The 21245-nt window shown below is 71.3% G+C and carries 18 protein-coding genes and 1 riboswitch; of the genes, 2 read left to right on the top strand and 16 right to left on the bottom strand.

Annotated elements, in window-relative coordinates; all coding sequences use genetic code 11:
• Positions 1-821: 821 nt before the first annotated feature.
• From AB0424_RS23350 to rlmN, 4 genes are all read right to left on the bottom strand, one after another.
• Positions 822-1841, bottom strand: a complete 1020-nt coding sequence (locus AB0424_RS23350) for an ABC transporter ATP-binding protein (RefSeq protein WP_366308368.1) — start codon at positions 1839-1841, stop codon at positions 822-824.
• Positions 1841-3454, bottom strand: coding sequence for an iron ABC transporter permease (locus tag AB0424_RS23345; protein ID WP_366308488.1), 1614 nt, complete (start codon positions 3452-3454; stop codon positions 1841-1843). The genes AB0424_RS23350 and AB0424_RS23345 overlap by 1 nt, the downstream gene beginning before the upstream one ends.
• A gap of 38 nt (positions 3455-3492) precedes the next feature.
• On the bottom strand, positions 3493-4587 hold the full coding sequence (locus AB0424_RS23340; RefSeq protein WP_366308366.1) for a thiamine ABC transporter substrate-binding protein: 1095 nt from the start codon (positions 4585-4587) through the stop codon (positions 3493-3495).
• Positions 4588-4659: 72 nt separating this feature from the next.
• Positions 4660-4770: riboswitch (TPP riboswitch) on the bottom strand.
• A 29-nt stretch (positions 4771-4799) separates the two neighbouring features.
• The gene (gene rlmN, locus AB0424_RS23335) at positions 4800-5906 is read right to left on the bottom strand and encodes a 23S rRNA (adenine(2503)-C(2))-methyltransferase RlmN (RefSeq protein WP_352020819.1); all 1107 of its coding nucleotides are present in this window, start codon (positions 5904-5906) and stop codon (positions 4800-4802) included.
• A gap of 203 nt (positions 5907-6109) precedes the next feature.
• Between rlmN and AB0424_RS23330 the strand changes: the two genes are divergently transcribed.
• Entirely contained in the window at positions 6110-8272 is a 2163-nt protein-coding gene (locus tag AB0424_RS23330) for a DNA methyltransferase (RefSeq protein ID WP_366308364.1), read from the top strand.
• Here the strand turns inward: AB0424_RS23330 and AB0424_RS23325 are convergent.
• From AB0424_RS23325 to rpsB, 7 genes are all read right to left on the bottom strand, one after another.
• The gene (locus AB0424_RS23325) at positions 8259-9131 is read right to left on the bottom strand and encodes a hypothetical protein (protein ID WP_366308362.1); all 873 of its coding nucleotides are present in this window, start codon (positions 9129-9131) and stop codon (positions 8259-8261) included. The two genes, AB0424_RS23330 and AB0424_RS23325, sit on opposite strands and share 14 nt — an antisense overlap.
• Before the next feature lie 138 nt (positions 9132-9269).
• Positions 9270-10889: an MFS transporter gene (locus AB0424_RS23320; RefSeq protein WP_366308360.1), complete on the bottom strand. Its 1620-nt coding sequence runs from the start codon at positions 10887-10889 to the stop codon at positions 9270-9272.
• Between the two features lie 131 nt (positions 10890-11020).
• Positions 11021-12124 carry a phosphatidate cytidylyltransferase gene (locus AB0424_RS23315; RefSeq protein ID WP_366308358.1) on the bottom strand — a complete coding sequence of 368 codons (1104 nt, stop codon included), beginning with the start codon at positions 12122-12124 and terminating at the stop codon, positions 11021-11023.
• Positions 12124-12681, bottom strand: coding sequence for a ribosome recycling factor (frr, locus tag AB0424_RS23310; RefSeq protein ID WP_026057589.1), 558 nt, complete (start codon positions 12679-12681; stop codon positions 12124-12126). The genes AB0424_RS23315 and frr overlap by 1 nt, the downstream gene beginning before the upstream one ends.
• A gap of 94 nt (positions 12682-12775) precedes the next feature.
• Complete coding sequence (pyrH, locus tag AB0424_RS23305; RefSeq protein WP_366308355.1) at positions 12776-13540, bottom strand: UMP kinase; 765 nt, start codon at positions 13538-13540, stop codon at positions 12776-12778.
• 163 nt (positions 13541-13703) lie between these two features.
• On the bottom strand, positions 13704-14540 hold the full coding sequence (gene tsf, locus AB0424_RS23300; RefSeq protein WP_366308353.1) for a translation elongation factor Ts: 837 nt from the start codon (positions 14538-14540) through the stop codon (positions 13704-13706).
• A gap of 102 nt (positions 14541-14642) precedes the next feature.
• Positions 14643-15530 (bottom strand): 30S ribosomal protein S2, encoded by an 888-nt coding sequence (gene rpsB, locus AB0424_RS23295; RefSeq protein ID WP_366308351.1) that lies wholly within the window; start codon positions 15528-15530, stop codon positions 14643-14645.
• Positions 15531-15783: 253 nt separating this feature from the next.
• On the opposite strand from rpsB, the gene AB0424_RS23290 reads away from it, so the two are divergent.
• The gene (locus AB0424_RS23290; RefSeq protein ID WP_366308349.1) at positions 15784-16266 is read left to right on the top strand and encodes a M23 family metallopeptidase; all 483 of its coding nucleotides are present in this window, start codon (positions 15784-15786) and stop codon (positions 16264-16266) included.
• On the opposite strand, the gene AB0424_RS23285 is transcribed toward AB0424_RS23290, so the two are convergent.
• The 5 genes from AB0424_RS23285 to AB0424_RS23265 all read right to left on the bottom strand — a co-directional run bounded on the left by AB0424_RS23285 (position 16247) and on the right by AB0424_RS23265 (position 21210).
• Complete coding sequence (locus tag AB0424_RS23285; protein ID WP_366308486.1) at positions 16247-16813, bottom strand: helix-turn-helix domain-containing protein; 567 nt, start codon at positions 16811-16813, stop codon at positions 16247-16249. The two genes, AB0424_RS23290 and AB0424_RS23285, sit on opposite strands and share 20 nt — an antisense overlap.
• A gap of 53 nt (positions 16814-16866) precedes the next feature.
• On the bottom strand, positions 16867-17703 hold the full coding sequence (whiG, locus tag AB0424_RS23280) for an RNA polymerase sigma factor WhiG (protein ID WP_366308347.1): 837 nt from the start codon (positions 17701-17703) through the stop codon (positions 16867-16869).
• A gap of 239 nt (positions 17704-17942) precedes the next feature.
• Positions 17943-19235: a DNA-processing protein DprA gene (gene dprA, locus AB0424_RS23275; RefSeq protein WP_366308345.1), complete on the bottom strand. Its 1293-nt coding sequence runs from the start codon at positions 19233-19235 to the stop codon at positions 17943-17945.
• A complete protein-coding gene (locus tag AB0424_RS23270; protein ID WP_366308343.1) occupies positions 19232-20845 on the bottom strand; it encodes a YifB family Mg chelatase-like AAA ATPase in 1614 nt (537 codons plus the stop codon). The genes dprA and AB0424_RS23270 overlap by 4 nt, the downstream gene beginning before the upstream one ends.
• Positions 20845-21210, bottom strand: a complete 366-nt coding sequence (locus AB0424_RS23265; protein ID WP_366308341.1) for a YraN family protein — start codon at positions 21208-21210, stop codon at positions 20845-20847. Before AB0424_RS23265 ends, AB0424_RS23270 begins: the two co-directional genes overlap by 1 nt.
• Positions 21211-21245: the final 35 nt, after the last annotated feature.

Here is a 21245-nt window from a genome sequence, read left to right as displayed (position 1 = left end):
GCCGCGGCGGCGCTGTACGGGGCCGCCGCCGTGCTCGCGTACGCCCTGCTCCGCCGTCCCGGCTCCGGTCGGCCGACGGCCCTGGCCCGGGCGGTCGTCGCGCTCTGTCCGACGTCGGGCTTCGCCGCCCTGCTCAGCCCCTCCCTCTGCTCTCCTTCCTCTCCCGCAACCAGCCGCCGGTCGACTGGGCGGCCCTGGCGAACCAGGCCGTCGCCGTCCTCGGTGCCGGGCTGCGCCGCCCTCGCCGACCGCCGCCGGGCCGTCGGAGCCTGCCCCCACTGCGGCCGCGGGCCGGATCGTTCCCCCGCCGGCTCCCCCACGCGGACGCCCGACCCGGCCCGGCCGCCCCTGGCCACCGGCCTCGCCCGCCGCTCCGGCCTCGTCGCCGTCGCGGCCCTCGCGCCGTACGCCGTCCTCAAGACGGCCTGGGCGCTCGGCCTCACGACGGGGTACACGGGCGCCGGCCGTGTACCCCGGCGTCGATCCGCGGTACACGAGCGATCTCGGCCTCCGGCTGTCCGACCACGGGGTCGACGTCACGGCGGTCCTGGCCCTCCTCGGCATGGGCCTCGCCCTCGCGCTGACCCGCCCGTGGGGACGGCGGCTGCCTCGGCTGCCGATGCTCGCGCTCGGCTGGGCGGGGGCGGGCGCGCTCGCGCCGTTCGGGGTCTTCCCGGCCGCGCCGGGCCTTCTGGCCTGGACCGGGGTGACCCGCGTCGGCCTGGCCGACCACGCCCCCTGGGTCCTCGTCGTCGCCTGTGTGTCCTGTGTGGGGGTCCGGGCACGGCGTGGGGGTCCGGGCACGGCCCGGCAGAGACGGCCTACGCCTCCCCGTCCAGCACCACCACGTCCTCCGCCCGGAACGCCAGGCCCACCTCCGCACTCTCGTGCGGCGCCTCCCGCAGCGCGAACTCCGCCTCCAGGGGCGGTCCGTCGGCCGGGCGGAGCCGTACGGCGACGCGGTCGCCCCGGAAGGTCCGGGACTCGACCGTCCAGCCGGGATCGTCGGCCGTGAGCCGCACGCCGCCCGGGCGGACGAGGAGCCTCCGCTCCCCCTGCGGGGAGCCGTCCGGCACTGGGATCGCGCCCCAGACCGTCCGCGCGACCGTGCCGGTCACCGTCGCGGTCACCACGTTGTCGAAGCCCAGGAAGCGGGCGACGAACTCGGAGGCGGGCCGCGACCAGACGTCGACCGGTGTGCCGGACTGGGCGATCCGCCCGTCGCGCATGACGACGATCCGGTCGGCGAGGGCGAATGCCTCGCCCTGGTCGTGGGTGACGGCGAGGACCGTCGTCCCGAGCCGGCCGAACAGCTCGCGCAGCTCGACGACGAGCCGCTCGCGCAACCCCCGGTCCAGCTGGCCGAGCGGCTCGTCGAGCATGAGGAGCCGGGGCCGGGGCGCCAGCGCCCGGGCGAGCGCGACGCGCTGCTGCTCGCCGCCGGAGAGCGCGGACACCGAGCGGCGCCCCGCCCCGGGCAGCCCCACCAGGTCGAGCAGCTCGGCCACCCGTTCCGCCTGCTCGGCCCGGCCGGCGCCACGCATCCGGGGCCCGAAGGCGACGTTCCCGGCGACGTCCCGCTGCGGGAACAGCTGGTGGTCCTGGAACATCAGCCCGACGCCCCGCCGGTGCACCGGCACCCCGGCCTGGTCGGCGCCCGCGAGCAGCACCCGGCCCCCGTCGAGCGTCTGGAGCCCGGCCACCGCCCGCAGCAGGGTCGACTTGCCGCTGCCGCTGGGGCCGAGCACACACACGATCTCGTGCTCGGCGACCTCCAGGTCCACCGCGTCGAGCACGGCCCGCTCGCCGAACCGCACGGTCGCGGCCTCGATCGAAAGCATCAGAACTCCCCGGAGGTCCGGTCGGTGCGCAGCCGTTCGAGCAGCAGCAGGGACACCGCGCACACCACCATCAGAATCGTCGAGAGGGCCATCGCCTGGCCGTAGTTGAGCTCGCCGGGCCGGCCGAGCAGCCGGGCCACCGCGACCGGCAGCGTGGGGCTGTCGGGCCGGGCGATGAAGACGGTCGCGCCGAACTCGCCTAGCGAGACGGCGAAGGCGAACCCGGCGGCGATGAGCAGGGCCCGCCGCACCAGCGGCAGGTCCACCTCCCGCCAGGCCCGCCACGGCGAGGCGCCGAGCACGGCCGCCGCCTCCCGCAGCCGCTCGTCCACCGCCCGCAGCACCGGCAGCATCGTGCGGACGACGAAGGGGACGCCGACCAGCGCTTGGGCGAGCGGGACGAGGATCCAGCTGGCCCGCAGGTCGAACGGCGGCTCGTCGAGGGTGATCAGGAAGCCGAAGCCCACGGTGACGGCCGAGACGCCGAGGGGCAGCATCAGCAGCGCGTCGAAGCCGCGGACCAGCCGCCCGGCCCGGCGGGTGAGCGCCGCCGCCGCGAGCCCGCCGACGGCCACCGCGATCGCCGTGGCGGCCAGCGCGTACCGCAGCGAGTTCCCGATCGCCTCCAGCGGCGGCACCAGGAACGTGCCGCTCTCGTCGAGCGTGCCCAGCGCGCGGTAGTAGCCGAGCCCGTACCCGCCCGACCCGGCGAAGGACCGTTCCACCAGGACGCCCAGCGGCAGCAGGACCAGCAGCGCCACGGAGAGCAGCACCGCCGCGAGCAGCGTCCACTGCGCCGCCCCGCGCGGCCGGCGCGCGGTCCGCTCGGGCGCGACCAGCCGCAGGGCGGTCTCCCGGCGCCGGACGGTCCACGCGTGGACGCCGAGGATCGCGCCGACGGCGGCGAACTGGACGAGCGTCAGCACGGCGGCCGTCCGCAGGTCGAGCAGGCGGGCGGTCTGCCGGTAGATCTCGGCTTCCAGGGTGGAGTACGCGTCCCCGCCGAGGATCTGGACGACGCCGAACGAGGTGAAGGTGAAGAGGAAGACCATCAGCGCGGCCGCCGAGACCGCCGGCACCAGGGCCGGCAGCGTGACGGTCCGCCAGGCCGTCCAGCGCGAGGCGCCGAGGACCCGGGCGGCCTCCTCCTGGCGCGGGTCGAGCTGTGACCAGAGGCCGCCGACGGTCCGCACGACGACGGCGTAGTTGAAGAAGACGTGGGCGAGGAGGATGGCCCACACGCTGGTGTCGAGCCGCAGCCCCCACAGCTCGTCGGTGAGGCCGCCGCGGCCGACCAGCGCCAGGAACGCGGTGCCGACCAGGACGGTCGGCAGCACGAACGGCACGGTGACGACGGCCCGCAGGACGTTCTTGCCGGGGAAGTCGAAGCGGGCGAAGACGTACGCCCCGGGCAGCGCCACGACCAGCGTCAGCGCGGTCGAGGCGAGCGCCTGCCAGGCGGTGAAGCCGAGGACGTCGAGGATGTCCGGCCGGCTCAGCGTCTCGCCGATCCGGTCGAACCGCCAGGTGCCGTCCGGGCGCAGCCCGCGCTCCACGATCGAGGCGACGGGCCAGGCGAAGAAGACCCCGAAGAACGCGACGGGCAGGGCCATCAGCCCCAGCCGCGCCGCGCTCCCCTTGAGGCCGCGCCTTACTTCAGGACGAGCGACGACCACTGCTGGATCCACGCGTCACGCTTCTCGGCGATCTTCTCGGGCGCCATGGTCTGCGGCTTGTCGACGACCACGCCGTGCTTCGTGAACAGCTCGGGCAGCGCCGCGTCCTTCGCCACCGGGTTCACGAACATCTGCAGCGGCATGTCCTCCTGGAACGTCCGGGAGATCAGGAAGTCGATCAGCGCCTTGCCGCCCTCGGGGTTCTTCGCCCCGTTCAGCAGGCCCGCGAACTCGGTCTGCCGGAAGCAGGTGCCGGTGGAGACGCCGGTGGGCGCGACCTTGGGCTGCGGCTCGCCGTACAGCACCTCGACGGGCGGGCTGGAGGCGTAGCTGACGACCAGCGGCCGGTCGCCCTTGGCCTGCTTGCCGCCGGCCGAGCCGGAGAACTCCTGGTTGTAGGCGAGCTCCCAGCTGTCGACGGTCTTCACGCCGTTGGCCCGGAGCTTCTTCCAGTAGTCCTGCCAGCCGTCGTCGCCGTACTGCGCGGCCGTGCCGAGGAGGAAGCCGAGGCCCGGGGAGGACCGCTCGGGGTTCTCCACGACCAGCAGGTCCTTGTACGCCGGCTTCGCCAGGTCGTCGAAGGTGACCGGCGGGGCCAGCTTCTTGTCGGCGAAGTACTTCTTGTCGTAGTTGACGCAGATGTCGCCGGAGTCGATCGGCGTGACCCGGTTCTCCTTGTCGAGCCGGTACGCGGCCTGGACCCGGTCCACGCCCTTCGCCTCGTACGGGACGAAGATCCCGTTGTCGAGGGCGCGGGACAGCAGCGTGTTGTCGACGCCGAAGAAGACGTCGCCCTGCGGGGAGCCCTTGGTCAGGATCTCCTTGTTGACGGCCTCGCCGGCGTCGCCGCTCTTCAGCACCTTGACGGTGAACCCCGTCTGCGCGGTGAACGCCGCCAGCACCTCCTTGGAGGCGTTGAACGAGTCGTGGCTCACCAGCGTCACGGTCTTCGGCGCGGGCCGGTCGGTCTTGCCGGCCGCCTCCCGGACGTCGTCGGTGCCGCACGCGGCGAGACCGGTGACGCCGATCGCCGCGGCGAGCGCCGCGGCGGCGGCCTTCTTGATGCTCACTTGAATGTCCTCCTGGGGATGACCAGGAAGAGACGCGGCCCCGCCCACCCGAGGGTGGGCAGGGCGCAACAGCTCGAGTTGCGACCGAACTTCCTACCCAGAATGACCTGGGCAAGGTTCAGAGGGTCTGCGGTCCTACGGTGACCGCACTCTCAGCGCTGTGGCGCTCCCCTGTCGGAATATGAAGATGTGTTCGAGCTCAGACTACAAGGTCAGCGTTCGGCGGCCGCGAGCTGTCCACAGGCACCGTCGATCTCCTGGCCCCTGGTGTCCCGCACGGTCACCGGCACACCGTGGCGCGCGATGGCCTCGACGAACGCCTTCTCGTCCTCCGGGCGCGACGCGGTCCACTTGGAACCGGGCGTCGGGTTCAGCGGGATCAGGTTGACGTGCACCCGCTTGCCCTTGAGCAGCCGGCCCAGCAGGTCGCCCCGCCACGCCTGGTCGTTGATGTCCCGGATCAGGGCGTACTCGATGGAGATCCGGCGCCCGGACTTCTCCGCGTACTCCCACGCCGCGTCGAGGACCTCGCGGACCTTCCAGCGCGTGTTGACCGGCACCAGGGTGTCGCGCAGCTCGTCGTCCGGCGCGTGCAGCGAGACCGCGAGGCGGCACTTGAAGCCCTCGTCGGCGAAGCGGAGCATCGCGGGCACCAGACCCACGGTCGAGACCGTGATGCCGCGCTGCGACAGACCGAGGCCGTCCGGCTCCGGGTCCGTCAGCCGGCGGATCGACCCGACCACCCGCTTGTAGTTCGCGAGCGGCTCCCCCATGCCCATGAACACGATGTTGGAGAGCCGCGCCGGTCCCCCGGGCACCTCCCCGTCCCGCAGGGCCCGCATCCCGTCCACGATCTGGTGCACGATCTCGGCCGTCGAGAGGTTCCGGTCGAGCCCCGCCTGCCCCGTCGCGCAGAACGGGCAGTTCATCCCGCACCCCGCCTGCGAGGAGATGCACATCGTCACCCGGTCCGGGTAGCGCATCAGCACCGACTCCACCAGCGTGCCGTCGTGCAGCCGCCACAGCGTCTTGCGGGTCGTGTCGTCGTCGCACGAGATGTGCCGCACCACCGACATCAGGTCCGGCAGCAGCTCCCCCGCCAGCTTCTCCCGCGAGGCGGCCGGAATGTCCGTCCACTCCGCCGGGTCGTGCGCGTAGCGCGCGAAGTAGTGCGTGGACAGCTGCTTCGCACGGAACGGCTTCTCGCCGATCGCGGCGACAGCCTCCTTCCGCTCGGCAGGCGTGAGGTCGGCCAGGTGCCGCGGCGGCTTCTTGGCTCCGCGGGGGGCGACGAAAGTGAGTTCTCCGGGCTTGGGCATGGTGCTACCAGTGTCGCAGACACTTCCCCGTTCCCAGGGCTTCCGCCCACCGGCCCCAGCCGCCCCGGGCCGTCCGGGTCCGCCCAGGGCCGTCCGGGTCCGCCTTCGGACGGCCCGGAGACGGCCCGGTCCGCGGTGTCGTGTGGTGGGCCGGCCGCGTGATGCCGGTGACCGGAGATACTTGGATGAACCTGGAGGTACAAGTGACGATCTTCGAGCAGGAGAGCATGTTCGCCACTGCGGAAGACGGCCCGACGCTGATCATCCGGAGTGCGGTCCCGGCTACGACGGCGCTGGAGACCGGCTTTCCTGCAGGAGTCGTGTCCGCTGCTGCCGAGCGGGAATCTTGGCGTAAGGAAGTCCACCGTCCGGCGACGCACACCCACAAGTGGTGGGCGCAGCGACTCGGCTCCGTTTTCCGCGGCATCCTGGCCGCCGCGGTCGCGGAGGACGAGCAGGACGCGATCGAGTGCTACAGCAACGCACTGCGACTCGATGGCCTTGTCGTCTGCGACCCGTTCGCCGGCTCGGGGACCACGCTCGCCGAGGCGGCCAAGCTGGGCGCGAAGGTGGTCGGCAGAGACATCAATCCTGTTGCCACTCTGGTGCAACGGCAGGCATTGGCTCCTTGGGACCGCTCGCGCTTGGACCGCGCGTTCGACAAGGTCGAGACCCAGGTTCGCCACGAGATCGACCGCCTGCACCGGGACAAGCACGGCCGGCCTGTTCTCTACTACTTCTGGGTCGGCCTGGCTGCTTGCCCGCAGTGCGCCCCTGACGCGCCTCCGGTGGAACTGTTCAGCCGGTACGTCTTCGCACAGCACGCCTACCCCAAGAAGTACCCGACCAGCAGGGCGACGTGTCCGCATTGTCACGCAGTCGTGATCGTCAACGTGGTGGAGGACGATCACCTCACGTGCCACCGCTGCGGCCGCACCTCAAGCCTGACGGGACCGGTCAACCGTGCGAACATGACCTGCTCGCAAGGCCATACGACAAAGGTCATCAACGCCCTCGGGGATCAGCCTCCGCGGTTCCAGATGTATGCGAAGCAGGTACTCGACGCTGACGGGACACGTCGGTACGAACCGATCGACGACTTCGACCGGGCCCTCTACGCAGAAGCGGAGAAGCTTCTGGAGGAGCGACGCTCCGAGCTCGTACTGCCCGTCGGCGTCCTCGACGACGGACACAACACCCGGCAGGCAATCCGCTGGAACTACCGCGAGTGGCAGCAGTTCTTCAATGCCCGGCAACTCTACAGTCTCGGGCTTCTCGGTGCGGCAATTCGTGACCTCGATCGAGGTTCGGAGCGTGAGGCGCTGGCCGCGCTTTTCTCCGGCGTGCTGGAGTTCAACAACCTCTTCTGTTCCTTCAAGGGCGAAGGAACCGGAGCTGTCCGCCACATGTTTTCCAATCACGTTCTGAAGCCGGAGCGGACGCCGCTCGAGGCGCACCCGTGGGGAACACCCGCCTCCTCCGGGGCTTTCTCCACGCTCTACCAGTCGCGCATCATCCGCGCATGGGAATACAAGCGCCATCCGCATGACATCGCGCCGGTGAACGACAGCTCAGAGCGCGTGTTTGGACTGTCGCAGCCTCTTTCTCTGGCAATAGGGAACCACGAAGCCTTCGAGCAAGGGAAAGTCGGCGCCTATGTCGACTGCGGCCCCTCCTCCTCGTTCGAGCTCCCGGATGCTTCAGTCGACTTGGTCATCACCGACCCTCCATTCATGGACAACGTCCACTACAGTGAACTCGCCGACTTCTTCCACGCCTGGCTTCGCCGAATCCGTCCTTTTGCCGACTACCCGGTGCGGTCCGCCACAACACGCCACGTAGAGGAGGTTCAATCCGCTGATCCCGCGGAGTTCGGTCGCGCCATCGCCGCCGTATGGAAAGAGTGCTCGCGCCTGCTCAAGCCGAACGGCCTCCTCGCCTTCACCTTTCACCAAGCACGCATCACCGGCTGGGTCGAGTTGGTAAAGGCACTGGAGGTTGCCGGATTGGTGATTACTGCAGTCCAGCCGGTCAAGGCGGAAATGAGCACCAGCACCGTCAAATCGAGCGCCTCCGATCCATCCAACCTGGACTCAATCGTGGTGTGCCGACCCATGGGGCATACCACTCCTGAGATGACCACCGTAGAGGCAGTGCGAGAACGTGCTATTGCTGCACTACGCGAGTGCCAGGAGGCAGGCGTCAAGGTCGGCTATGCGGATATCGAGTCGGTGGTCAGAGGATCTGTCCTCGCCTTGCACACACTTCCCGGTAACTCGCTCACCGTGGAAGCGCTGACAACGGAAGCTGCAGAGGCAGTTGTCGAAGCCGCCGCCGCCCTCGACGTACGCTCTAACCGAGGGTGAACGTCGTCAGGTCGATCTCGAATCGGCCTCGCTGAGCCGTCTCTTCCTTACGCCTCGACGGCTGCGGAAAGGGATCCAAGGCGGTGCCCTCCCTAGGAGGAGACAGCTTGGCGAGTCGGTAACAGTGGAAGCGCTCGGCAACTCCAGGCGAGACAGTGCGGGCCATGTCGCGCACATGGACGAGAGGCTGCTCATCCGCGAGGTCGTTTCGTTCGCTGATGAGCGTCGAGGCGCCAAGCGTCCAGTCCCAACCGAGTGGGTTGGAGAAGAGCAGCATGGGACGCAGGCGGTTTGCTCCGTCGCCGTAGGTGCCGAGTCCGATCTGCTTCGTTCGGGTGCCTGTGATGCTGTCGTACAGGTCGACATCCTCATTCAGGACGGCGCCGGCCACCAAAACCATGGAGTGCACACGGACCGTGCCGATCTCCTTGTTTCCTTCGAGTGCGACGAAGAGATAGAACCCTGGGATTCGAATCTCGCCGCCATCCTCGGCATACACGCGAATGGTCGCGCACGGTGGCGTGCTGTTGTAGTCCATTCCCGTGGAGCGGGCAGGCTTTCCGTTCTTTCCGAGATCCACCTTCTTGACCTCAAGTCCGAAAATCGCACAGGGGTCGTAGTCCACCCCGCCGGTCTTGAGGAGTTCGTACTCGTCCGGCCGTGCGATGACGACATCCGGAGACACGAGGGGCTTGTCCGCCCGGATGACGATGACCTCCTCCGGCATCTCTTCCCTCAGCAGCTCTGTGACGTACTCGTCGAAGGGGTCGTCCTGCGTGTTCCGTTTGTCGCGGAGCTGAAAGGGAACGGGGTCTCCCTGGTCATCGAAGAATGCCTCCGAGAGGATGGTGAAGGCCATCGCCGGAAGGTCTCCAGGGCGCACCCTGCCAGTCGCATCGAAGCTCATGCCGCCAGAGGTAGCACAGGGGACTGACAACCGGCTGAGTGTTGATCACACCGATGCCTGGACAAGCCCGCGCATGAGGGGTGGTGGGGGTCAGGGGGTGGGGTGGCCGGGTGGGGTGCGGGGGATGCGGGAGGTGAAGAAGAGGGCGAGGACGGAGGCGGCGGCGAGGATGGCGAGGGCGGCGCGGACGCCGTCGAGGCGGGCCTCGGCGTTGGCGTCGAGGGCGGCGTCGGTGAGCGCGGGGTCGACGCCGGCCTGGTCGAGGGCGTCGGTGAGCTGGGCGTCGGAGAGGAAGGGGACGCCGCTCTGGAGCTGGACGACGGCCTGTTCCTTCACGTCGGCGGGGATCGCGGGGTTCTCTTCGACGCTGGTCAGGAACGAGGTGGTGAGGGCGGCGATCATGAGGGAGCCGGCGAGGGCGGTGCCGATGGAGGCGCCGAGGTTGGTGACGGAGTTCTGGATGCCGCCGACCTCGGCGCTCTGCTCGTCCGGCACGGCGGAGACGGTCACCGCGCCGAGCTGGGAGGCCAGGGCGCCCATGCCGAAGCCGACGAGGAGCAGCGGGAGGGTGACGACGGCGGCGTCGGCGTCCGCGTCGAGGGCGGCCATCAGCACGACGGCGCCGGCGAGGAGCGCGTAGACCCCGATCCGGACCACCCGGCGGGGGGACGCGGCGGGGAAGAGCCGGGGGATCAGGAGGGCGGCGGCCAGGAGGGTCACGGACAGGGGGAGGATCCGGACGCCGGTGCTGAGCGCCGAGAGGCCGAGCGCGACCGACAAGTAGAGCGGGACGACGAAGAAGACGCCCATCTGGACGAGGTACTGGAAGAAGAACATGGTCAGGCCGCCCGTGAGCTGCCGGTTGCGCAGCATGTCCGGGTGGACGAGCGGCTCGCGGTGGCGGGCGACGATCCGGGCCTCGTGGCGCAGGAAGAGCCAGAGCAGCAGCAGGCCCGCCAGGGTCAGCCACACGACCATCGACACCCCGAGCCAGGAGGGCGCGTCGGGCTTGGGCCGGAGCCAGCCCCACTCGCCCGAGCGGAGGACGCCGTACACGAAGACGCCGAGGCCGGCCGCGCAGAGCAGCGCGCCCAGCAGGTCGAGGCGGGGGCGTTCCTCGGCGGCGGCGTCGGCGATGCGGCGGGCGAAGACGAGGATCACCAGCACCACCAGGACCTCGCCGGCGAAGACCCAGCGCCAGGAGAAGTAGGTGGTGGCGACGCCTCCGATGAGCGGCCCGACGGCGATCGCGACGGCGCCGGCCGCGGCGACGACGCCGTACGCCATCGGGCGCCGGTCGGCGGGGAAGTTCCCGGCCACCAGGGCGACGATCGCGGGCATGATGAGCGCCGCCCCGACGCCTTCGAGGAACGACCAGCCGAACAGCAGCAGCGGGAGGTTCGGCGCGAGGGCCGTGGTGAGGGAGCCCGCGCCGTAGACGCAGCAGCCGATCATGAAGGCCCGCTTGCGGCCGATCAGGGTGCCGATCTTGCCCCCGGGGATCATGAGCATCGCCATGACCAGCGTGTACGCGGTGATGGCGCCCTGGATGCCGGTGATGGTGGTGTCGACGTCCTCGGCCACCGTCGCGATGGAGACGTTCATGACGGAGCTGTCGAGCGCCATGAGGAACTGCCCCGCCGCGAGGGTCAGCAGGACCGAGAGGGCTCCCGAGGGCCGTTCGGCGGGGCGGGCCGTGGGTGCTGTCATACCCGGGAGCCTTCCCGCGCCGGAGCCCCGGGCCGCCGCCCCGCCTCCCGCTTCCCCCACACGGCGGACAGCGGAACGAGGACGGGCCCGCTGCCGTGAAGGCAGCGGGCCCGTCCTGTGGTGCGAACGGTTCAGCCGGTCCCGACGAACAGCGCCAGCAGCAGCCACACCACGGGCGCCGTCGGCAGGAGCGAGTCGAGGCGGTCCATGATGCCGCCGTGACCGGGCAGGAGCGTGCCCATGTCCTTGATGCCCAGGTCGCGCTTGATCATCGACTCGCCGAGGTCGCCGAGCGTCGCGCTCGCCGCCACCGCGAGACCGAGGATCAGGCCCTGCCACCAGACGCCGTCGTCGATCATGAACTGCATGCACAGCGCGCCCGCCGCCATGGCGAACGTCACCGCGCCGACCAGACCCTCGCGGGTCTTGCCGGGGCTGATCCTCGGGGCCAGCTTGTGCTTGCCGAAGCGCCAGCCGACGGCGTACGCGCCGGTGTCGCTGACCACGGTCAGGATCAGGAAGGTCAGCACCCGCTCCGGTCCGTCGTCCGCGGTCAGCAGCAGCGCCACGAACGTCGCCAGGAACGGTACGTAGAACGCGGCGAAGACGCCCGCCGTGACGTCCTTCAGGTAGCCCTCGGGGGGCTCCGTCATCCGCCACACCAGGACCGCGAGCGCCGTCAGCGCCATCGCCACCCAGGCACCCTCGGCGCCGCGGACGTAGCCGGCGACGACCATCGCCGCGCCGCCGACCGCGAGCGGCACCAGCGGGGCCTTGATCCCCTTGCGCTCCTGGAGACGGGAGGTCAGCTCCCACAGCCCGACCACCACGGCGACCGCTATCACGCCGACGAACGCCGGCGCCCAGATGTACAGCGAGGCGATGATGACGGCCCCGAGGCCGACCCCGACCCCTATGGCCGCGCCCAGGTTGCGCCCCGCACTCTTCTTCTGCCGTGGCGCCGTCGGCGCGGGCGGCGGAGGCGGGGTGGGGCTGGGCATGGGCTCCTGCGGGTGCTCGTGCGGCGTCTCGTCACGGAACAGGGGACCGCTCGGGTGAGCGGCCCCCCGGCCGTGACCGTCCTGGAATCCGCCGGCGGGAACGTCGGGCACGATGGGCATGGGCCGAGTCTGCGCCGCCTGATGCCGATCGTATGCGGGACCCGCCGGGGCGGGACCCTGGTCGGGTCCCCCACGGCCGGAACCGGCCGGGGCACCCCAGGAAGTGTCGTTCATCAGACCTCGAGCAGCTCGGCTTCCTTGTGCTTGAGCAGCTCGTCCACCTGCGCGACGTACTTCGCGGTGGTGTCGTCGAGCTCCTTCTCGGCGCGGCGGCCCTCGTCCTCGCCGACCTCGCCGTCCTTGACGAGCTTGTCGATGGTCTCCTTGGCCTTGCGGCGGACCGAGCGGATCGAGATCTTCGAGTCCTCGGCCTTGCCCTTGGCGACCTTGATGTACTCCCGGCGGCGCTCCTCGGTCAGCTCCGGGAACACCACACGGATGATGTTGCCGTCGTTGCTCGGGTTGACACCGAGGTCCGAGTCCCGGATCGCCTGCTCGATGTTGCGCAGCGCGCTCTTGTCGAACGGGGTCACCACGGCCATCCGCGGCTCCGGGACGGAGAAGGACGCCAGCTGGTTGATGGGGGTGATGGCACCGTAGTAGTCGGCCACGATCTTGTTGAACATCGCCGGGTGCGCACGGCCGGTGCGGATCGCGGCGAAGTCCTCCTTGGCGACCACGACGGCCTTCTCCATCTTCTCCTCGGCCTCGAGGAGGGTCTCTTCGATCACCACATGCTCCTGCGTGTCGTCGCGTTGTGTCCTGCACGGTGTACGACCGGCAGGGCTCTGTCCATCCCCTTGCGGGGCGGTTCCCCGGTTCGGGTCAGGCCCGGGTGCCCTGGTCGCTCACGAGCGTGCCGATCTTCTCACCCTTCACCGCGCGAGCGATATTGCCCTCGGTGAGCAGTTCGAAGACGAGGATCGGGAGGTTGTTGTCCCGGCACAGGGTGATGGCGGTGGCGTCGGCGACCTTGAGGTCGCGGGAGAGCACCTCGCCGTACTCGAGCGCGTCGAACTTGACCGCGTCGGGGTTGGCCTTCGGGTCGGAGTCGTAGACGCCGTCCACGCCGTTCTTGCCCATGAGGAGGGCCTCGGCGTCAATCTCCAGGGCACGCTGGGCGGCCGTGGTGTCCGTGGAGAAGTACGGCATGCCCATGCCCGCACCGAAGATGACCACGCGGCCCTTCTCCAGGTGGCGCACGGCGCGCAGCGGGATGTACGGCTCCGCGACCTGACCCATGGTGATGGCGGTCTGGACGCGGGAGTCGATGCCCTCCTTCTCCAGGAAGTCCTGGAGGGCGAGGCAGTTCATCACGGTGCCGAGCATGCCCATGTAGTCGGACCGGGCCCGGTCCATGCCGCGCTGCTGGAGCTCGGCGCCGCGGAAGAAGTTACCGCCGCCGATCACCACCGCGATCTCCGCGCCGTCGCGGACGACCGCCGCGATCTCACGCGCGATGGCGTGCACGACGTTGGGGTCGACTCCCAGGCCGGTACCGCCGGAGAAAGCCTCTCCGGACAGCTTCAGCATGTAGCGGCCGACCTTTTTGCCGTTGTTGTCGTCGCCCTGTACGGCGCCCTGGTTCATGGAGATCTCCTCGTGCACATACGAAGGAGGCCATTGCCTTGGGTCCTCGCGGTATCCCGTGCGGCAATGGCCTCCTCGTCAGATCTGCGGTCGTCCTGCGCGGGCGCGGACGACTGCCTCAGACCCTACCGGGGTCCGGTGTCCGTCGCGTTCGCGTACGGACTCAGATGCCGACCTTGATGCGCGTGAAGCGCTTCAGGGTGACACCGGCCTCGTCCAGGACCTTCTGGACGGACTTCTTGTTGTCAAGGGCGTACGGCTGGCCGAGCAGCGTCGCGTCCTTGAAGAAGCCGTTGACGCGACCCTCGACGATCTTGGCGATCGCGGCCTCGGGCTTGCCCTCGGCGCGGGTGGTCTCCTCGGCGATGCGACGCTCGGACTCGACGACCTCGGCCGGAATGTCTTCCTTGGTGAGGTACTTCGGCGCGAAGGCGGCGATGTGCTGGGCGACACCCTTGGCGACGTCGGCGTCGGCCTTGTCGAACTCGACGAGGACACCGATCTGCGGCGGGAGGTCCGGCATCGTGCGGTGCATGTACGCGTAGACGAAGCCGTCGGCGAACTGCGCGAAGCGGTCCAGGACGATCTTCTCGCCGAGGTTGGCGTTGGCCTCGTCGACGAACGCCTGCACGGTCTTGCCGGCCTCGATCTCGGAGGCGAGCAGCGCCTCCAGGTCGGCCGGGGCGGAGGCGGCGACGTGCTCGGCGAGCTGGGCGGCGACGGCCTGGAACTTGTCACCCTTGGCGACGAAGTCCGTCTCGCACTTCAGCTCGACCAGGACACCGGAGGTGTGGTCGTCGGCGATGAGGGAGACCACGGCGCCGTTCTCGGCGGAGCGGCCCTCACGCTTGGCGACACCCTTCTGGCCCTTGATGCGCAGGGCCTCTACGGCCTTGTCGACGTCGCCGTCGGCCTCGTCCAGGGCCTTCTTGCAGTCCATCATGCCGGCGCCGGTGAGCTCGCGGAGCTTCTTGACGTCAGCGGCGGTGTAGTTCGCCATGAGTCTGTTTCTCTCTCGAAGTCTGAAAGATTCGGGCGGGTCCACGGGTCGACGGCGGGGGCTTCGTGAGCCCCCGCCGTCCGACCCGAAGGTTCCTGAGGGTCAGGCCTGCTCGGCGTCCGCGGCCGGAGCCTCGGTGGCCTCGGCGGCGGCCTCGGCCGGGGCCTCGGTGGCCTCGGCGGCGGGGGCCTCGACGGTCTCGTCGGCCTTCTTCTCACCCTCGAGCAGGTCGCGCTCCCACTCGGCGAGGGGCTCGCCGGCGGCCTTCTCGCCCGGCTTCGAGTCGCCGGTCGCGGCGCCGGAGCGGGCGATGAGGCCCTCGGCGACGGCGTCGGCGATCACGCGGGTGAGCAGGGTGACGGAGCGGATCGCGTCGTCGTTGCCCGGGATCTTGTAGTCGACCTCGTCGGGGTCGCAGTTGGTGTCGAGGATCGCGACGACCGGGATGTGGAGCTTGCGCGCCTCACCGACGGCGATGTGCTCCTTCTTGGTGTCGACGATCCAGACGGCGCTCGGCACCTTCTGCATCTCGCGGATACCACCGAGGGTCTTCTCCAGCTTGGCCTTCTCGCGGGAGAGGACCAGGAGCTCCTTCTTGGTGAGGCCGGAGGCGGCCACGTCCTCGAAGTCGATCTGCTCGAGCTCCTTGAGGCGCTGCAGACGCTTGTAGACGGTGGAGAAGTTGGTGAGCATGCCACCGAGCCAACGCTGGTTGACGTACGGCATGCCGACGCGCGTCGCCTGCTCGGCGATGGCCTCCTGGGCCTGCTTCTTCGTACCGACGAACATGATGGAGCCGCCGTGGGCGACGGTCTCCTTGACGAACTCGTAGGCGCGGTCGATGTACGACAGCGACTGGAGCAGGTCGATGATGTAGATGCCGTTGCGCTCGGTGAAGATGAAGCGCTTCATCTTCGGGTTCCAGCGACGGGTCTGGTGACCGAAGTGGACGCCGCTCTCCAGCAGCTCCCGCATCGTGACGACGGCCATGGCCATCTCCTTGGTTTTCTCGGTTGTGTTCCTGACGCCCCGGCGCGCCATGCCCACGAGGGACCGAAAGGCGCTGCCACGTCCGGTGAGGGAGGTGGCGGGGCGTGCGAAGTCGACCCGGTGACCCGGGTCGCCATAGGAAGTGTACGGGACCCCGGGAGCCGCGGGTGACGGCCCTGTCCACAAGCAGGGGGCCGTCCACGGATTCCGGCCGCCGGCCGCACGGGCGGGCCGGGGCGGGGAGCCTCGGTCCATGCGACTCGTGACCCTGATCCTGGCCCTCGGCCTGCTGTGGCCGGTGGGCCCGCCGACCCCCGTGGTCGTCCGCGGCTGGCACCCGCCCCCCGGCCCCTACGCGCGGGGGCACCGCGGCGTCGACCTGGCGGCGCCGCCGGGCACCGCGGTCCTGGCCCCGGCCCCGGGGACGGTCACCTTCGCGGGCCCGGTGGGCGGCCGCGGCGTGCTCACGCTCACCCTCCGGGGGACGGGTGCTCCCCCGCTGCGGACCACCTTCACGCCGGTGGTCCCGCTGGTGCGGGCCGGCACCGCGGTCCGCGCGGGCACCCCGATCGCCCGGGTCGCCTCCGGCACCCACTGCGCGGAGTCCTGTCTCCACTGGGGCCTCCTGAGGGGCACCCGCTATCTGAACCCGCTCCTGCTGACGGAGCGCGCCCCGGCCCGGCTGCTGCCCCTGGGAGCGGCCGGCGGTGCGGTGGTCAGCCCGCCGTTCCGTTGACGCCGTGGAGGGCCATGGTCACCGCGGCCTCGGCGATCGCCGCCGGGTCCTCGGCGGCGCCGAGCTCGATGCGGCGGACGGCGGCGTCGACGACGCCCTGGAGGAGCATGGCGCCGAGGCGCGGCTCAGGCTGTCCGAGGGCGGCGAGGGCTTCGACGATCATGGCGATGAGCCCGCCGTGGGCGGCGCGGATCTTCTCGCGGGCGCCGTCGTCCAGCTCGCCGGCGGAGATGGCGACGACCGCGCGGTGGCGCCGGTCGCCGACGAGCTCCAGCTGCTTGCGGACGTACGCCTCGACCTTGCCGGCGGGCGCCTCGGCTCCGGCCATGGCGGCCTCGACCTCGGCGGCCCACACGGGGAAGTCGACGGCGCACAGCTCTTCGACGACGGCCGCGCGCGACCGGAAGTACTCGTACACCGACGACCGGGCGAGGCCGGTGCGCTCGGCGAGTGCGGGGAAGGTCAGCGCCTCCGTACCGCCCTCGGACAGCAGGGAACGCGCGGCGTCCAGGAGGGCGCCGCGCTGCATCGTCCGGTGCTCGGCCACCGAGGCCGCTCGAATCCTGGGCACGGCTCCACTGTACGACCGGGTCCGGGCGCTCAGCGTCCGACGTCGGCCAGCTTGGCTCGGAGCTGCAGGACGGACTTGGTGTGGATCTGGCTGACGCGGCTCTCGGTGACGCCGAGGACGTGCCCGATCTCGGCCAGGGTGAGGCCCTCGTAGTAGTAGAGGGTGACGACGGTCTTCTCCCGCTCCGGGAGCGTGTTGATGGCGCGGGCGAGCAGTCGGCGCAGCTCGCGGTCCTCGGCGACCTCGACGGGGTTGTCGGCGGCCGTGTCCTCCAGGGTGTCCATCAGGGAGAGCCGGTCGCCGCCCTCTCCCCCGACGTGCAGCAGCTCTTCCAGGGCCACCACGTTCGCCAGCGACAACTGGCTGAAAACCGCGTGCAGTTCCTCCAGCGTGATGTCCATCTCGGCGGCGACCTCGCCGTCGGAGGGAGTGCGCCGGAGCTGGGCTTCGAGGGTGGCGTAGGCGCGCTCGACGTTGCGGGCCTTCTGCCGTACGGAACGCGGGATCCAGTCCAGGGCGCGGAGCTCGTCGATCATCGCGCCGCGGATGCGGGTGATGGCGTACGTCTCGAACTTGATCGCCCGCTCGACGTCGAACTTCTCGATGGCGTCGATGAGGCCGAAGACCCCGGAGGAGACGAAGTCGGCCTGTTCCACGTTGGACGGCAGCCCCACGCTGACCCGTCCGGCGACGTACTTGACGAGGGGCGAGTAGTGCAGGATCAGCTGCTCCCTCAGGCGCTCGTCGCCCGTGTCCTTGTACGACCGCCACAGTTCGTCGAGCGAGGTCGGTGCGGCCGGTCGCACGGTGCCCCGGGCAGCTGGGGGCACCGCGGCGCGGTCAGACCCGGAGGTGTGCTGGGGCATGCGTTGCCTTGAGCCGTTCTGCTGTCGGGTGTGTCGGTGAGGGTGTCCTGGTGGGAATCCTGGTGAGCGTAGCGTGAGTGTGCGGTCGCGGTGAGCGAACATCGGCGGATCGCGCCGCTCCGGGTGGACGCCGTCGGTCGCATCTTCGAACCCGGGCCGTGGCGCGTGTCGGCCCCTCGGGTGCGGCCGAGAGAACTCGATTGTTCATCGGGGTCACCCTTTCACCCGAATGCTCCAGGTCAAGTACCGCCTCGCCGTGCGTTCGAGGCTTGAGTGGCGGTGTTCGTCAACCGCCATCCCTCCCCGTGGCGTTCGACGAAGCCCAGGGAGTGGAGTTCGTACAGCTTGGCGAGGGTGTCGTCGGGAGGGGTACCCGCGCGGCGGGCGATGACGGTGGCGGGGGTCGGGCCGCGGGCCGGTACGGCCTCCAGGACCTGTGCCGCGGCGGGGGCGAGGAGGTCGCGCGGCAGGACGGGTCCGCGGCGGGCGGGGGCGAGCTGGCCCATGGCGCCGACGAGTTCGACGATCTCGTCGGCGTCGGTGACGAGGACGGCGTCGCCGCGCAGGAGTTCGTGGACGCCCGCGGAGAGGGCGCTGGTGACGGGGCCCGGCACGCCCATGGTGTGGCGGCCGAGCCGGGCGGCGGCGCGGGCCGTGACCAGGGACCCGCTGCGGTGCTGGGCCTCGACGACGACCGTCCCCCGGGTGAGGGCGGCGATGACGCGGTTGCGGAGGATGAAGCGGCTGGGCGTGGGGTGGCTGTCGGGCGGCAGCTCGCCGATGACGAGCCCCTGTTCCGCGACGCGGCGGATGAGCCGGTCGTGGCCGCGGGGGTAGGGGGTGTCGACGCCGCAGGCGAGGACGGCGGCGGTGGCTCCGCCCGCGGCAAGTGCGCCCCGGTGGGCCGCGCCGTCGATGCCGTAGGCCGCTCCGGAGACGACGACCCAGCCCTTGCGCGCCAGGCCGGTGGCGAGGTCGGCCGCGGTGTGGGCGCCGTACGGGGTGCAGGCGCGGGCGCCGACGAGGGCGACCGAACGCAGGGCCCAGGCCCGCAGGTCGGCGGGGCCCCGGACCCAGAGGCCGAGGGGACGGGCGTCTCCGAGGTCGTCGAGCTGTCGTGGCCATTCGGTGTCGCCGGGGATGAGGAACCGGCCGCCGAGGCCGTGGACGGTGTCGAGGTCCCGGGCGGGCTCGGCGGTGGTGGCGCGCCGCCGCCAGCCGTCGACCCGCCGCGCGCCCGTTCCGGCGAAGGGGCCGCGGCCCGGAGTCTCACCCCGCGCCCCGTCCGGCGCTTCCTCCCGTCGCTCGCCCGGGGGCTGTGCCCCGTGTGTGTCCGGGCGGTCCTCCGGGAGTTCGTCGTGGTGGCCTTCCCCGTGGGCGTCGGGGTGGAGGAGGCGGGCGAGGAAGCCGGCGGCGCCGTAGCGGCGGAGCCACCGGCCGGCGTGCTCGTCGCCGGGTTCGACGGCCCGGGTGAGGGCCGCGCGCGCCAGCCGCTCCTCCGTGCGGGCGTCCGGGCACGGGATGCCGGTCATGCGGGCTCCCCCGCTCCGACGGGCACCCCGCGGGCGATGCCGGTGCGCAGTTCGAGGGCGAGGGCGATGTCCTGGTGGTCGGGGCGGTCGTGTCCGGCGAGGTCGGCGACGCTCCAGGCCACGCGCAGCACGCGGTCGAGGCCACGGGCGGTGAGGAAGCCCCGCTCCATGTCCCGTTCGGCGACGGCGAGGGCGCCGGGTGCGGCGAGATGGCGGGTGCGCAGTTCGTGGCCGGGGATCTCGCTGTTGACGCGCCAGGGGGTGTCCGCCAGGCGGGCCGCCGCGCGGTCCCTCGCCTCCCGGACGCGGTCGGCCACGGTGGCCGTGGTCTCCCCCCGGGCGCCCTGGCCGAGGAGGTCGGCCCGGGTGACGGGCTCGACCTCGACCCGCAGGTCGACGCGGTCGAGCAGCGGCCCGGACAGCCGTGCCTGGTAGCGCCGGATGAGCGAGGAGGGGCACTCGCAGCCGTCGCCCTGGAGGCTGTGGCGGCCGCAGGGACAGGGGTTGGCCGCGAGGGCGAGGAGGAACCGGGCGGGGAGGCGGACGACGCCGGCCGCGCGGGCGATGACGACGTGTCCCGATTCGAGCGGCTGGCGGAGCGCGTCGAGGACCTTGCCGGAGAATTCCGGGGCCTCGTCCAGGAACAGGACGCCGCGGTGGGCGAGGGAGACGGCGCCGGGCCTGGGGAGGCCGTTCCCGCCGCCGACGAGGGACTGCAGGGTCGCGGAGTGGTGGGGCGCGCAGTAGGGGGCGCGCCGGACGAGGGGTTCGCCGGGCGGGAGGATGCCGGCGACCGAGTGGACGGCGGTGACTTCGAGGGACTCCTGCCGGGTGAGCGGCGGGAGGATGCCGGGGAGCCGCTCGGCGAGCATGGTCTTCCCGGCACCGGGCGGGCCGGAGAGCATCAGGTGGTGGCTGCCGGCGGCGGCGATCTCCAGGGCCCGGCGCGCCCGGTGCTGGCCGGCGACGTCGGCGAGGTCGGGCCCGTCGGCGGGGTCGGCGGCGAGCCCGGTGCCGATCCCGGCGCCGGGGACGAGGAGTCCGGCGAGCATGGCGTCGGGCTGGCCCTCCTCGGCGGTCTCCTCCTCGGGCACGGGTTCGTCGGTGAGGACGGCGATCAGCTGGCGGAGGCTGCGGACGCCGAGGACGGAGACGCCGGGGACGAGCGCCGCCTCTCCCGCGGTCTGTTCGGGGACGACGACCTGCCGGTAGCCGGCGTCGGCGGCGGCGAGGACGGCGGGCAGCACGCCCCGGACCGGCCGGACGCGCCCGTCGAGTCCGAGTTCGCCGATGAGGACGAGGTCGGCGATGGTGCGCGGGTCGATGCGCTCGGCGGCGCCGAGGACGGCGGCCGCGACGGCGAGGTCGAAGCCGCTGCCGCCTTTGGGGACGGAGGCGGGGCTGAGGCCGACGGTCAGCTTCTTCTGGGGCCACTCCGCCCCGGAGTTGACGACGGCGGCGCGGACCCGGTCGCGGCTCTCGCTGAGGCTCTTGTCGGGGAGGCCGACGAGGGTGAAGGCCGCGACGCCGGGTTCGAGGTCGGCCTGGACCTCGACGACGACGCCCTCGACGCCGACGAGGGCCACCGAGCAGGTGCGGGCGAACCCCATCACGCCACCCCCTGGGCGTGGGTGAGGACGGGGCCGCCGCGCCGGGGCAGGACGATGCCGACGAGGTCGATGCGGATGCCGCCGGAGGGCGCCGGTGCGCCGCTGCGGTCGAGCCAGCAGGCGGCGAGGCGGCGGAGCCGCTCGGCCTTGCGGGGCGTGACGGCGGCCATCGGGTGTTCGTAGGCGCCGAGGCGCCGGGTCTTGACCTCGCAGACGACGAGGGTGTCCCCGTCGCGGGCGACGATGTCGATCTCGCCGGTGCGGCCGCAGCGCCAGTTGCGGGCGAGGATCTGCATGCCGGACGCGACGAGCCGACGGGTCGCCAGCTCTTCTCCGTACCGTCCGAGGGCTTGGGTCTTGTTCATGCGGTACCACCTCCGTCACCGACTGTGACGGAGAG

Origin of the sequence: Streptomyces sp. NPDC051180 (genome assembly GCF_040689545.1) — a bacterium.
Taxonomy (GTDB): Bacteria; Actinomycetota; Actinomycetes; order Streptomycetales; family Streptomycetaceae; genus Streptomyces.
The sequence above is the reverse complement of the archived record's forward strand: the minus strand, read 5'-3'. Positions and strand labels throughout refer to the sequence as shown.

Excerpts from the sequence above, each read along its gene's own strand:
- AB0424_RS23290 (WP_366308349.1), top strand. The coding sequence starts at position 15,784 with ATGCGACTCGTGACCCTGATCCTGGCCCTCGGCCTGCTGTGGCCGGTG.
- pyrH (WP_366308355.1), bottom strand. The coding sequence starts at position 13,540 with ATGAACCAGGGCGCCGTACAGGGCGACGACAACAACGGCAAAAAGGTC.
- tsf (WP_366308353.1), bottom strand. The coding sequence starts at position 14,540 with ATGGCGAACTACACCGCCGCTGACGTCAAGAAGCTCCGCGAGCTCACC.
- AB0424_RS23325 (WP_366308362.1), bottom strand. The coding sequence starts at position 9,131 with ATGGCCTTCACCATCCTCTCGGAGGCATTCTTCGATGACCAGGGAGAC.
- rlmN (WP_352020819.1), bottom strand. The coding sequence starts at position 5,906 with ATGCCCAAGCCCGGAGAACTCACTTTCGTCGCCCCCCGCGGAGCCAAG.
- rpsB (WP_366308351.1), bottom strand. The coding sequence starts at position 15,530 with ATGGCCGTCGTCACGATGCGGGAGCTGCTGGAGAGCGGCGTCCACTTC.
- AB0424_RS23315 (WP_366308358.1), bottom strand. The coding sequence starts at position 12,124 with ATGAACGACACTTCCTGGGGTGCCCCGGCCGGTTCCGGCCGTGGGGGA.
- AB0424_RS23350 (WP_366308368.1), bottom strand. The coding sequence starts at position 1,841 with ATGCTTTCGATCGAGGCCGCGACCGTGCGGTTCGGCGAGCGGGCCGTG.
- AB0424_RS23265 (WP_366308341.1), bottom strand. The coding sequence starts at position 21,210 with ATGAACAAGACCCAAGCCCTCGGACGGTACGGAGAAGAGCTGGCGACC.
- AB0424_RS23270 (WP_366308343.1), bottom strand. The coding sequence starts at position 20,845 with ATGGGGTTCGCCCGCACCTGCTCGGTGGCCCTCGTCGGCGTCGAGGGC.
- dprA (WP_366308345.1), bottom strand. The coding sequence starts at position 19,235 with ATGACCGGCATCCCGTGCCCGGACGCCCGCACGGAGGAGCGGCTGGCG.
- AB0424_RS23320 (WP_366308360.1), bottom strand. The coding sequence starts at position 10,889 with ATGACAGCACCCACGGCCCGCCCCGCCGAACGGCCCTCGGGAGCCCTC.
- AB0424_RS23345 (WP_366308488.1), bottom strand. The coding sequence starts at position 3,454 with ATGGCCCTGCCCGTCGCGTTCTTCGGGGTCTTCTTCGCCTGGCCCGTC.
- whiG (WP_366308347.1), bottom strand. The coding sequence starts at position 17,703 with ATGCCCCAGCACACCTCCGGGTCTGACCGCGCCGCGGTGCCCCCAGCT.